Source organism: Streptomyces scopuliridis (assembly GCF_042790125.1).
Lineage (GTDB): Bacteria > Actinomycetota > Actinomycetes > Streptomycetales > Streptomycetaceae > Streptomyces > Streptomyces scopuliridis_A.
In genome coordinates this window covers 362969-375841 of sequence record NZ_JBHTZS010000002.1, presented here as the reverse complement: position 1 = coordinate 375841, position 12873 = coordinate 362969, and the positions used below count along the sequence as shown (strand labels likewise).

General features: G+C 69.6%; 9 protein-coding genes. 7 read left to right on the top strand and 2 right to left on the bottom strand.

Features of this window, described 5'->3' with window-relative positions; translation table 11 throughout:
• Positions 1-105: 105 nt before the first annotated feature.
• On the bottom strand, positions 106-804 hold the full coding sequence (locus tag ACFRKB_RS03945; RefSeq protein WP_383103057.1) for a DUF1707 SHOCT-like domain-containing protein: 699 nt from the start codon (positions 802-804) through the stop codon (positions 106-108).
• A gap of 183 nt (positions 805-987) precedes the next feature.
• Between ACFRKB_RS03945 and ACFRKB_RS03940 the strand changes: the two genes are divergently transcribed.
• The 5 genes from ACFRKB_RS03940 to ACFRKB_RS03920 all read left to right on the top strand — a co-directional run bounded on the left by ACFRKB_RS03940 (position 988) and on the right by ACFRKB_RS03920 (position 8891).
• Positions 988-2652, top strand: a complete 1665-nt coding sequence (locus ACFRKB_RS03940; protein WP_383103056.1) for a fumarate hydratase — start codon at positions 988-990, stop codon at positions 2650-2652.
• Between the two features lie 180 nt (positions 2653-2832).
• Positions 2833-4230, top strand: a complete 1398-nt coding sequence (locus ACFRKB_RS03935) for a class II fumarate hydratase (protein ID WP_383103054.1) — start codon at positions 2833-2835, stop codon at positions 4228-4230.
• Positions 4231-4304: 74 nt separating this feature from the next.
• Positions 4305-4979 carry a cytidylyl-2-hydroxypropylphosphonate hydrolase gene (gene fomD, locus ACFRKB_RS03930; protein ID WP_383103053.1) on the top strand — a complete coding sequence of 225 codons (675 nt, stop codon included), beginning with the start codon at positions 4305-4307 and terminating at the stop codon, positions 4977-4979.
• 369 nt (positions 4980-5348) lie between these two features.
• Entirely contained in the window at positions 5349-7226 is a 1878-nt protein-coding gene (locus ACFRKB_RS03925) for an ATP-binding SpoIIE family protein phosphatase (protein WP_365973626.1), read from the top strand.
• A 201-nt stretch (positions 7227-7427) separates the two neighbouring features.
• Positions 7428-8891 (top strand): catalase, encoded by a 1464-nt coding sequence (locus tag ACFRKB_RS03920; protein WP_383103051.1) that lies wholly within the window; start codon positions 7428-7430, stop codon positions 8889-8891.
• A gap of 223 nt (positions 8892-9114) precedes the next feature.
• Here ACFRKB_RS03920 and ACFRKB_RS03915 read toward each other — a convergent pair whose 3' ends face one another.
• Positions 9115-11349, bottom strand: a complete 2235-nt coding sequence (locus ACFRKB_RS03915; protein WP_383103049.1) for a transglycosylase domain-containing protein — start codon at positions 11347-11349, stop codon at positions 9115-9117.
• Positions 11350-11606: 257 nt separating this feature from the next.
• Here ACFRKB_RS03915 and ACFRKB_RS03910 point away from each other — a divergent pair, with 257 nt between their 5' ends.
• Together ACFRKB_RS03910 and ACFRKB_RS03905 are read left to right on the top strand one after the other, a co-directional pair.
• On the top strand, positions 11607-12551 hold the full coding sequence (locus ACFRKB_RS03910) for an SPFH domain-containing protein (protein WP_383103047.1): 945 nt from the start codon (positions 11607-11609) through the stop codon (positions 12549-12551).
• The gene (locus tag ACFRKB_RS03905) at positions 12497-12793 is read left to right on the top strand and encodes a type II toxin-antitoxin system antitoxin (protein WP_383103284.1); all 297 of its coding nucleotides are present in this window, start codon (positions 12497-12499) and stop codon (positions 12791-12793) included. Before ACFRKB_RS03910 ends, ACFRKB_RS03905 begins: the two co-directional genes overlap by 55 nt.
• Positions 12794-12873 lie beyond the last annotated feature (80 nt).

Below are 12873 nucleotides of genomic sequence, written 5' to 3'. Positions count from 1 at the left end.
CACGCCTATGCACTGAGTGGCAGCCAGTTCGGAGTCCGGAACGCGGTACGGAATTACGGACGCGCCCCCACAACGGGCCGGTCAGTGGTCAGTGGCCGAGGTGGGTCAGTGGCCGAGGTGCTTGCGGAGCTGATGGCGGAGATCGGCGATGAACTTGCCGCGCTTCGGTTTGGCCTCGACATTGCCGAACACCGAGTATCCGTTCACGACCACGGTCGGCGCGTCCTGCTCCTCCGCCTCCAGCGTGAGCACCTCGAAATTGCCGAAAATACCGGTGCCGTTGCCGCGCAGCGAGATGTTCTGGGGGACCGTGATCTCGACATTGCCGAAGATGGACGTCGCGTTGATCACGGTGGTGCGCTGCCCGAAGAGCGCCTCGGTCAGATCGATCTCGATATTGCCGAAGAGCGAGAAGGCGTTGGTCTTGCTGCCGATGCGCCAGCGGCCCTTGCGGGTCGTGCTGCTGAAGACGGCGACCAGGTTCTCGGCAGGGGCCGTGGGGTCCTCCGGGCCGTATCCGTACGAGGCCGACGAGGACGCGCCCGGCACGGCACGGCGTCCGTCGGCGCCGGTGGCCGGCAAGTCACGTACCAGCGGCTCCAGTTCGGCCAGGGTCTTGGCCCGGTAGACGGAGTCGATCCGCTCGGCATGCTCCTCGGCGTCCAGCCGGCCCTCCGCCAGGGCCTCGCGGAGGATGTCCGCGATCCGGTCACGGTCGGCGTCGGAGGCCCGGATGGCCGGGGGCTCCGCCGGCGCGACCGGCTGCTGCGCGACCGGCTTCTGAGGGTGCTTTTCGAGGTCCACGGCCCCAGGGTAGCGAAACGCGATAGATCGCGACTAGTAGCAGAACCGCCAGGCCCCGGCGTGGCGTCGCGACTGAGCCTTACCTCACAGCGTCACTGTCGGTGCCGCGCCCTACGCTGGAGGACGCGTCGCGCGTCGCCAATGGAGGCCACGCCGCTGTCTGTCGAGTGAGGAATGGCCGTAATGCCGGAGTTTGCGTACTCGGATCTGCTTCCGCTGGGAGAGGACACCACCCCGTACCGGCTGGTGACCGCCGAAGGTGTCTCCACCTTCGAGGCCGACGGCCGTACGTTCCTCAAGGTCGAGCCGGAGGCGCTGCGTACGCTCGCCGCGGAGGCGATGCATGACATCTCGCACTATCTGCGCCCGGCCCATCTCGCCCAGCTGCGCAGGATCGTGGACGACCCCGAGGCGTCCTCGAACGACAAGTTCGTCGCGCTCGACCTCCTCAAGAACGCGAACATCGCGGCGGCCGGCGTGCTACCCATGTGCCAGGACACCGGCACGGCGATCGTGATGGGCAAGCGCGGGCAGAACGTACTGACCAGCGGCGGCGACGAGGAAGCCCTTTCGCACGGTATCTACGACGCGTACACGAAGCTGAATCTGCGCTATTCGCAGATGGCTCCGCTCACCATGTGGGAGGAGAAGAACACCGGCTCGAACCTGCCCGCGCAGATCGAGCTGTACGCGACCGACGGCGGCGCGTACAAGTTCCTTTTCATGGCGAAGGGCGGCGGCTCCGCCAACAAGTCGTTCCTCTACCAGGAGACCAAGGCCGTCCTCAACGAGTCCTCCATGATGAAGTTCCTGGAGGAGAAGATCCGTTCGCTCGGTACGGCCGCGTGCCCGCCGTACCATCTGGCGATCGTGGTGGGCGGTACCTCCGCCGAGTTCGCGCTCAAGACCGCGAAGTACGCTTCCGCGCACTACCTGGACGAGCTGCCGTCCGAGGGCTCACCGACCGGCCACGGCTTCCGTGACAAGGAGCTGGAGGAGAAGGTCTTCGAGCTGACGCAGAAGATCGGTATCGGCGCCCAGTTCGGCGGCAAGTACTTCTGCCATGACGTCCGGGTGGTGCGGCTGCCGCGGCACGGCGCCTCGCTGCCGGTCGCCATCGCCGTCTCCTGCTCGGCCGACCGGCAGGCCGTCGCGAAGATCACCGCAGAGGGCGTCTTCCTGGAGCAGCTGGAGACGGACCCGGCGCGCTTCCTCCCGGAGACCACCGACGAGCACCTCGACGAAGGACAGGTGGTGCGGGTCGACCTCAACCGTCCGATGGACGACATCCTCGCCGAGTTGACGAAGTATCCGGTCAAGACGCGGCTCTCGCTCACCGGCCCGCTCGTCGTGGCCCGCGACATCGCGCACGCCAAGATCAAGGAGCGGCTGGACGCGGGCGAGGAGATGCCGCGGTATCTGAAGGACCACCCGGTCTACTACGCGGGCCCGGCGAAGACGCCCGAGGGGTACGCCTCCGGCTCGTTCGGCCCGACGACCGCCGGCCGGATGGACTCGTACGTGGAGCAGTTCCAGGCGGCGGGCGGCTCGAAGGTCATGCTCGCCAAGGGCAACCGCTCCCGGCAGGTCACCGAAGCCTGCGGGGCGCACGGCGGCTTCTATCTCGGCTCGATCGGCGGCCCGGCCGCCCGGCTCGCCCAGGACTGCATCAAGAAGGTCGAGGTCGTCGAGTACGAGGAGCTGGGCATGGAGGCGGTCTGGAAGATCGAGGTGGAGGACTTCCCCGCGTTCATCGTCGTGGACGACAAGGGCAACGACTTCTTCACCGAGCCGGCCCCGGCGCCGACGTTCACCAGCATCCCGGTCCGCGGCCCCGGTCTCGCCTGACGCTCTCCCGCACAGGCCCCGCACGGCCTCTTCGACGCGCCCTCCCCGGCCTTCCTCCGGGGAGGGCGTTCCCGTCTCCACGACACTCCCGGAGGAACGTCCCGGGGGAACGTCCCCGGGAACGTACGGGGAACACATCGGATCAGCCGGACGCTCACCCTTGCAGGAGGTACGACGACGATGACGACCGACGAGCACCAGTACCGGACCGAGCACGACTCCATGGGCGAGGTACGGGTCCCCGCGCACGCGAAGTGGCGTGCCCAGACGCAGCGCGCGGTGGAGAACTTCCCCGTCTCGGGACAGCGGCTGGAACGCGCCCATATCGAGGCCCTGGCCCGGATCAAGTCCGCCGCCGCCAAGGTCAACGCCGGTCTCGGCGTGATCGACAAGGACATCGCGAACGCCGTCCAGGACGCGGCGGCCGAGGTCGCGGAGGGCCGCTGGGACGAGCACTTCCCGGTGGATGTCTTCCAGACGGGTTCCGGTACCTCCTCGAACATGAACACCAACGAGGTGATCGCCACGCTCGCCACGGAGCGCCTCGGCCGTGAGGTCCATCCGAACGACCATGTGAACGCCTCGCAGAGCTCCAACGACGTCTTCCCGTCGAGCATCCATATCGCCGCGACCGCCGCCGTCACCGGCGAACTGATGCCGGCGCTGGACCATCTCGCCGCCTCCCTGGAGCGCAAGGCCGAGGAGTTCCGGGACGTCGTGAAGTCGGGCCGTACGCATCTGATGGACGCCACGCCCGTCACCCTGGGCCAGGAGTTCGGCGGCTACGCCGCGCAGATCCGGTACGCGGGCGAGCGGCTGACCGCCTCGCTGCCCCGGCTCGCCGAGCTTCCCCTCGGCGGTACGGCGGTGGGCACCGGCATCAACACGCCGCCGGGATTCGCCGCGGCCGTCATCGCGGAAGTCGCCCGCGCGACCGGGCTGCCGCTGACGGAGGCCCGTAACCACTTCGAGGCGCAGGGCGCCCGCGACGGACTCGTGGAGACCTCGGGCCAGCTCCGTACGCTCGCCGTCTCCCTCACCAAGATCGCCAACGATCTGCGCTGGATGGCCTCGGGCCCGCGCACCGGACTGGCCGAAATCAGCCTCCCCGATCTCCAGCCCGGCTCCTCGATCATGCCCGGCAAGGTCAATCCGGTGATCCCGGAGGCCGTGCTGATGGTCGCCGCGCAGGTCATCGGCAATGACGCCACGGTCGCGACGGCCGGCGCCGCCGGGAACTTCGAGCTGAACGTGATGCTCCCGGTGATCGCCAAGAACCTTCTGGAGTCCGTACGGCTGCTCACGAACGCCTCCCGGCTGCTCGCGGACCGTACGGTCGACGGCATCACGGCCCATGCCGGGCGGGCCCGCCAGTACGCCGAGTCGTCGCCGTCCGTGGTCACCCCGCTGAACAAGTACCTCGGGTACGAGGAGGCCGCGAAGGTCGCCAAGAGGTCCCTCGCCGAGGACATGACGATCCGCGAGGCGGTGCTGGCGGGCGGCTATGTGGAGCGCGGGGATCTCACACTGGAGCAGCTCGACGAGGCGCTGGATGTGCTGCGGATGACGCGCCCGTGAAGCCTCGGATGACGCGGGCGTGAATACGTGAGGAGTGCCGTGGCACCCCGTACGACACCGCCTAAGATCTGCGCATGACAGCGACGGTGAGGGCGACGAACGGGCAGCACTGGGCGCCCGGCACACAGATCCTGTGGCGGTACCGGGAGAACGCCGGGGACCGCGTGCACATCTGCCGTCCCGTCACGGTCGTGCGGGACACCGACGACCTGCTCGCGGCCTGGCTCGCGCCGGACACCCCGTGTGTGCGGCCGGCCCTCGCGGACGGCACCCCGGTCCACCGCGAGCCGCTGGCCTCCCGCTACACCAAGCCGCGCACGGTGGTGCGCGACCGGTGGTACGGGATGGGCGTGCTGAAGCTGGCCAGACCCGGCGAGCCCTGGTCGGTGTGGCTGTGGTGGGAGCGCGGCTGGCGGTTCCAGAACTGGTACGTCAACCTGGAGGAGCCGCACACCCGTTGGGCCGGCGGTATCGACTCCGAGGACCACTTCCTCGACATCGACGTCTACCCGGACCGCAGTTGGCGCTGGCGCGACGAGGACGAGTTCGCGCAGGCACAGCACGACGGCCTGATGGCACCGGCGCAGGCCCGCCGCGTCAGGGAGGCCGGCCGCGCGGCGGTCGAGGTGATCAACGCATGGGGCGCCCCGTTCAGCGACGGCTGGGAGCACTGGCGGCCCGAGCCGCACTGGCCGGTGCCGGAACTGCCCGCGGACTGGGGCCGTACAGCGGCACGGCTGATGCCCTGAGGGAAACGCGGAGAACGGGCGGGTGAAGTGACTGATTCACGTCCGGGAACGCGCTCGGACGCATACGACCTCGTGAGATCCTTGATACGCCCCCGGGGTTGAAACGTAGGATCGTCCTCCGGAAGACCGGAGCGGGGCAACAGACCGGTGCGGAAAGCCAACTGACTGTTGGTCACCCCGCACATGACACGACACCGCACGTCACACTGTTCGCCCGCGACGACCGCACAACTACGACCGTGAGCCACTACGAGGGGGTGGAGCCGTGCGCAAGGGCTGCCGCCCTGTCGACGCCGCCTGCCGAGCGGTAGTTTCGCCAGTCGAAACGATCGCATCGCACCCCCGGCCCGGACGGACGGAATCCCACGCGTGACGGAGCATCCCCCCTCCCACGAAGGCCGGCAGCCCCTGGTTGCCCGGCCGCAGGAACGCACCCGGCCGCGGCAGGAGGCCGGTGCCTCCGCCGTGCCGCAGCCCGCGGTGCCGGCCCCGGCGCCGGACCCCGTCGCGACGGCGCGGCGCGAAGGCGACCGGCTGCGCTTCGTGGGGGCCGCGACCCGGCGTATCGCACGCGGCATAGACCTGGACGAGATCGTGCTCGGGCTCTGCCGGGCGACCGTGCCGACGTTCTCCGACGCCATACTGGTCTATCTGCGCGATCCGCTGCCCGTCGGTGACGAGCGCCCGGTGTCGCCGTTCGTGCTGCGGCTGCGGCGTACGGACCGGCTGCGGCTGACCGACGACGACACGGAGGGCAGCGGCGGTATCCCGCTCCAGATCAGCGAGGGTCTGCGGCTGCCGATCCTCGACCCGCAGTCGGATGTGATGCCGGCCGCCGAGCTGTGCGAGGTGCGCTCGGGCGGCGCGCTCTCCGAGGTGCTGCGGGGCGTACGCCCGGTCTTCGGCGACTCGGCCGCGGCCCGCGCCGCGCTGCCCGAGCTGCTCGGTGCCGACCGGACCGTACCGTCCGGGCACCGCGCGATCCTCGCGCCGCTGCGCGGCCGGCGGCGGGTCATCGGCGCCGCGGTCTTCCTGCGCAGGCCGGACCGCGCCGCCTTCGAGCCGAACGATCTGCTGGTCGCGGCGCAGCTGGCGACGCACACGGCGCTGGGCATCGACAAGGCGGTGCTGTACGGCCGCGAGGCGTATATCGCCGACGAGCTCCAGCGCACGATGCTGCCGGAGAATCTGCCCCAGCCCACCGGCGTACGGCTGGCCTCCCGCTATCTGCCGGCCGCCGAGACCGCGCGGGTCGGCGGCGACTGGTACGACGCGATCCCGCTGCCCGGCAGCCGGGTCGCGCTGGTCGTCGGCGATGTCATGGGCCACTCCATGACCTCCGCGGCGATCATGGGCCAGCTGCGGACGACGGCGCAGACGCTCGCCGGTCTCGACCTGCCGCCCCAGGAGGTGCTGCACCATCTGGACGAGCAGGCGCAGCGGCTCGGCACGGACCGGATGGCGACCTGCCTCTACGCGGTGTACGACCCGGTCTCGCACCGGATCACCATCGCCAACGCCGGTCATCCGCCGCCCATACTGCTGCACCTGGGCGGCCGGGCGGAGGTGCTCCGGGTGCCGCCCGGCGCGCCGATCGGGGTCGGCGGGGTGGACTTCGAGGCCGTCGAGCTGGACGCGCCCGCCGGAGCGACCCTGCTCCTCTACACGGACGGGCTCGTCGAGTCCCGGCTGCGTGACGTGTGGACGGGGATCGAGCAGCTCCGGGAGCGGCTCGCGGCCACCGCGCAGCTGACCGGGCCCGACCATTCGCCGCCGCTGGAGGCGCTCTGCGACGACGTCCTCGACGTACTGGGCCCCGGTGACCGGGACGATGACATCGCGCTGCTCGCGGCCCGTTTCGACGGGATCGCGCCCAGTGATGTCGCGTACTGGTTCCTGGAACCGGAGGACGCGGCTCCGGGCCGGGCACGGCGGCTGGCCCGGCGGGCGCTGGCCCGCTGGGACCTGGAGGAGCTGAGCGACTCGGTCGAGCTGCTGATCAGCGAGGTCGTGACCAATGCCGTGCGGTACGCGGAGCGGCCGGTGACGCTGCGGCTGCTCCGTACGGACGTACTGCGCTGTGAGGTCGGGGACGACTCCCCGCAGCTGCCCCGGCAGCGGCGGGCCCGTGACACCGACGAGGGCGGCCGGGGGCTGTTCCTGGTCAACCGGCTGGCGCGGCGCTGGGGGGCGACCCGGCTCTCCACCGGCAAGGTGGTCTGGTTCGAGATCCCCACACGGGCCTAGGCGAGTACGTCGGGACAGGTCTGAAGCACGCAGCGGGTGAAACCACCCCAAAGGCACATGTTGCCGACAAGGTGTCGTAGAGGTTAGCTGGGGCAGGCGGCCGTAGTGACCGCTGTCCCAGCCCGGGACAGGGCCTGGGATCACTCCCTGGTCCCCTGGCCCCCTCAGCTCCCGGGCCCGCTAGCGACGGGAGGCCCGCACGTGTCCGCGTCATCCCCCAAGACTCCCTACACGACCAACAACGCCGGCATTCCGGTGGAGAGCGACGAGCACTCGCTCTCCATCAGCCCCGACGGCCCCATCCTGATGCAGGACCACTACCTCATCGAGAAAATGGCCCAGTTCAACCGGGAACGGGTCCCTGAGCGAGTGGTCCACGCGAAGGGCGCGGGTGCCTACGGATTCTTCGAAGTGACCCATGATGTCAGCCAGTTCACCAAGGCCGACCTCTTCCAGCCGGGCAGGCGCACCGACATGCTGGCCCGGTTCTCGACGGTCGCGGGTGAGCTCGGCTCGCCCGACACCTGGCGCGACCCCCGTGGCTTCGCGCTGAAGTTCTACACCGAACACGGCAATTACGACATGGTCGGCAACAACACGCCGATCTTCTTCGTCCGCGACCCGATGAAGTTCCAGGACTTCATCCGCTCGCAGAAGCGCCACCCGGCCACCGGGCTGCGCAACAACGACATGCAGTGGGACTTCTGGACGCTCTCCCCCGAGTCCGCGCACATGGTCACCTGGCTGATGGGCGACCGGGGCATCCCGAAGTCCTTCCGGCACATGAACGGCTACAGCTCGCACACCTATATGTGGGTGAACCGCGCCGGTGAGCGGTTCTGGGTGAAGTACCACTTCAAGACGGATCAGGGCATCGATTACCTGAGCCAGTCCGACGCCGACGAGATGGCGGGCTCGGACGGTGACCACCACCGCCGTGATCTGTACGAGTCGATCGAGTCCGGGAACGCGCCGACCTGGAGCCTGAAGGTCCAGATCATGCCGTTCGAGGACGCGGCCGACTACCGCTTCAATCCGTTCGATCTGACCAAGGTGTGGCCGCACGGCGACTACCCGCTGATCGATGTCGGCCGGATGACGCTCAACAAGAATCCGGACAACTTCTTCATCCATATCGAGCAGGCCGCGTTCGAGCCCTCGAATCTGGTGCCGGGCATCGGCCCGTCCCCGGACAAGATGCTGCTCGGCCGGCTCTTCTCGTACCCGGACACGCACCGCTACCGGATCGGCCCGAACTACGCGCAGCTGCCGCCCAACAGGGCGCGCTCGCAGGTCAATTCGTACGCCAAGGACGGCCCGATGCGGTACGAGGCGGCGAACGCGGCGAGGCCGTACGCGCCGAACTCGTACGGCGGTCCCGCGGCCGATGTGGACCGGTTCGGCGACCCGGCGGGCTGGGCGGCGGCCGGTGAGATGGTGCGCGAGGCGTACAAGCTGCACCGCGAGGACGACGACTGGGGCCAGGCGGGCACCCAGGTCCGCCAGGTGCTGGACGACGCGCAGCGTGACCGGCTGGTGTCGAATGTCTCCGGGCATCTGAAGCAGGGGGTGTCCCGTCCCGTTCTGGACCGGGCGCTCCAGTACTGGCGCAACATCGACAAGAAGATCGGCGACCGGATCGCCAAGAAGGCGAACGGCGGCTGACGTGCGGACGCGGTCGCCGGAGGCGCTGATCACAGCGCGTCCCGCCACCCCCGCCCCCCCCGCCCCCACCCCCCCCCCCCCGGGATCGCCAGCTCGCGGCCGGGGGGCTGCGGGGGCGCGGGGCCGGCGGGCGGCGCCCCCCCCCGCGCGGCGGCCCCCCGCGTCCCGCACGGCGACCACGCCCCGCACGGCGACCGCCTCCCGCGACGGCGTCGGACAGGGCCTACGGGCGGCCGGGCAAGGACCAGTCGTCGGGGCGGCTGTCCGCGCCCGGCGGGACCCCGGGCGACTCGCTGTTCCCCGGGCTGCTCGGGCCTCCTCCGCCGGGCTCGGTGCCCGGTGAGCTCTCCACCGGTGGCTCGGAGGGCGGCGGGCTCGGGGTCGGGTCGGACGGGGCGGGCTCCGGGGGCGCCGACGGCGAGGGATCCGTGGACGGGGTCTCTTCCGGGGTGCTCGGGGCCGCCGGCGTCGACGGCGTCTCCGGCACGGGCGTCGCGATGTCCAGGTCGAACGTCGCGTCGGAGCCGCCGTTGAGCGCGTCCAGGGTGTAGCCGGCCCAGATCCTGGCGGGGAAGCCGCCGCCGTTGGCCCGGCCGGAGTTGGCCGTGCCGGTGAGCGTGACCTGTCCGCCGCCCTCCTTCGTGGACTCGCCGAACAGCGCGACGACGGTGGTGAGCTGCGGGGTGTAGCCGGCGAACCACGCGGACTTGTTGTTCTCGGAGGTACCGGTCTTGCCCGCCGCGTCGTAGGCGGGGGTGCTGGCCTCGAAGCCCGAGCCGTTGTCGACGACGCCCTGGAGGACATGGGTCACGGTGTCGGCCGTCTCCCGGCTGATCACCTGATCCCCGACCGGGTCGGGGAGCTCGACCGTACGGTCCTTGTGCTCGGCGGACTTCACGATCGTCGGCGTGATCTTCCTGCCGTGGTTGTCGAGCGTCGCGTACACCCCCGCCATGTCCCACGTGGAGGCGTTCATCGTGCCGAGGGTGATCGCGGGCCGCTCGGGGAAGCCCCTGTCCCGCATCCCCAGGTCCAGGGCGGTCTTCTTGACCTCGGGCGGGCCGACGTCCACGACCATCTGCGCGAAGACGGAGTTGATGGACTTGTTCATCGCGGTCTGGACGCTGACCCGGCCGTAGTCGCGATTGTCCTCGTTCTCCGGGGCGAACGGGGTGTCGCTGCCCTCGACCGGCCGCTTGCTGGTGCCGTCGTATCTCGTGTCGACGCCGATCTTCCGGCCGTCCTGGGTCTCGGCGCCGTTCTCCAGCGCGGAGGCGAGCACGATCGGCTTGAAGGTCGAGGCGGGCTGGTAGTCGGTGCGGGTGGCGTTGGATATCCAGTGCTCGGTGGCGCCCGTACCGCCGTAGAGCGCGACCACCCGGCCGGTCTTCGGGTCGACGGAGGTGGCGCCGGCCTGCACCGTCGCGTCCGTCTTGTTGTTCTTGCGGTCGAGCTTGCTCTCCAACTGCTTGTCGACGGACTGGACGAGTTCCCGCTGCCGCTTCGCGTCGATATTGAGGGTGATCGTCCAGCCGCCCTTGGCGATCTCCGCCTTGTCGACGCCCTCGCGGGCCAGTTCGTCATTGGCGGCCTCGACGAGATAGCCGGCCTGGCCCTCCATCCCGGGGGCGGCCTTCGGCGCTTGCGGCACCGGGAACTTCAGCCCCGAGCGGGTGGTGGAATCGAGCCATTTCTGCTCGACCATGTTGTCGAGGACATAGTTCCAGCGCTCGGTGACCAGCTTCTTGCCGGTGGCGGTGGCCGCCGCCCAGTCGTACTGGCTGGGGGCCTGGAGCAGCGCGGCGAGATACGCGCCCTGCGAGACGTTCAGCGCGGAGGCGTCGATCCCGTAGTACGCCTGGGCAGCGGCCTGGATGCCGTACGCCCCGCGGCCGTAGTAGCTGGTGTTGATGTACCCGGCGAGGATCTCGCTCTTGCTCGTGTTCCGGTCCACCTTCAGGGAGATCACCAGCTCCTTGAGCTTGCGGGTGACCGTCTGGTCCTGGTTCAGGTAGTAGTTCTTGACGTACTGCTGGGTGATGGTCGAGCCGCCCTGCTTGCCCTTGCCGGAGAGGGTGTTGATCAGGCCGCGGGTCGTGCCCTTGATGTCGACGCCGGAGTCCCGGTAGAAGGACTTGTTCTCGGCGGCGACGAAGGTGTGCTGGACATCCTTGGGGATCTTCTCCAGCCCGACGATCTCGCGGTTGATCTCGCCGGTGCGGGTGAGGATCGTGCCGTCGCTGTACTTGTAGACGTTGCTCTGCATCTCGGCCTGCGCGTTGGCGCTCGGCACGGGGACCAGCCAATAGAGCACGAGCAGCCCGCCCATGGCGAGCAGACAGAGCCCGAAGAACGTACCGAGCAGTCTTCTCAGCGTGAAGAAGCGGCGTATGCCGCCCGGTTTCGCGGCGCGGCGCGCTCCGCGCCGGCTCCCCCGTCTGGCTTCCGCTCGGCTCATCGCCGTCTCGCTCCGCTCTCTTGTCCGCTCCGTCTGAACGTGTCCGTAGCTGCTCACCCACCGGAATCAGCTCAGAAAGCTAACACCGCTCGCTGTGACAAAAGGGCGCTGATCATGGCTTTTGGGACGTGACAATCAGCACCTACCTACGTGAACCGACTCCTGGGAGCGCCGGAGGGTTGCGTCAGGGCATAATGTGTAATCACAATGCTAGCTACCGCCCATCGGCGGCAGCGGACCGGAAACGGGGATGGAACATGGCCTCCACCAGCACACCTACGTCATCGGCGACGGACGACATACCCGAGATGCCCGCACCACGGGTCCGGGAGAATCCCGCCCACAGCATCGGCGGCGGGCTCGCCCTGCTGCTCGGACTGCTCGGCCTCGTGGCCGGCGTCGCCCTGGTCGTCCTGGGCGCGACGGTCGGCCCTGCCGGGCTGAGCGCGGCGCTGATCGTGATCGGCGTACTCGTCGGGATCGCCGCGTTCTTCGCGATGTGCGGGCTGAACATGGTGGCGCCGGGCGAGGCCCGGGTCGTCCAGCTCTTCGGCCGCTACCGCGGCACGATCCGTACCGACGGACTGCGCTGGGTGAACCCGCTCACCTCCCGCACCAAGATCTCGACGCGGGTACGGAACCACGAGACGGCCGTCCTCAAGGTCAATGACGCCTACGGCAACCCGATCGAGCTGGCCGCGGTCGTGGTCTGGAAGGTCGAGGACACCGCGCAGGCGATGTTCGAGGTGGACGACTTCCTGGAGTTCGTCTCCACGCAGACCGAGGCGGCCGTACGGCACATCGCCATCGAGTACCCGTACGACGCCCACGAGGAGTCCGGTCTCTCGCTGCGCGGCAACGCCGAGGAGATCACCGAGAAGCTGGCCGTCGAACTGCACGCACGGGTGGAGGCGGCCGGTGTCCACATCATCGAGTCCCGCTTCACGCATCTCGCCTACGCGCCCGAGATCGCCTCGGCGATGCTCCAGCGCCAGCAGGCGGGCGCGGTCGTCGCGGCCCGCCGGCTGATCGTGGACGGCGCGGTCGGCATGGTCGAGGCGGCGCTCACCCGGCTCACCGAGCAGGACATCGTGGAGCTGGACTCGGAGCGCAAGGCGGCGATGGTGAGCAATCTGCTGGTCGTGCTCTGCGGGGACCGGGCCGCCCAGCCGGTCGTGAACACGGGCACGCTCTACCAGTGACCGAACGCAAGCAGGTTCTCCTGCGACTGGACCCGGCGGTGTACGACGCCCTCGCGCGGTGGGCGTCCGACGAGCTGCGCAGCGCCAACGCGCAGATCGAGTTCCTGCTCCGCCGGGCCCTGGGCGAGGCGGGCCGCCTCCCCACCGACACGGCGCCGATCCCGCGCCGGGGCCGGCCGCCGAAGTCGCGCCCGCCGACGGGTGCGGAATCAGCTACTCCGGTGACACCCGAGCCGGAGTGACCTACTCTCGTACGGCCGCCGGACAAGCCCGCCGGACACACGCTATGCAAGTGATGTATACACACGGTGTAGAGTGCTTC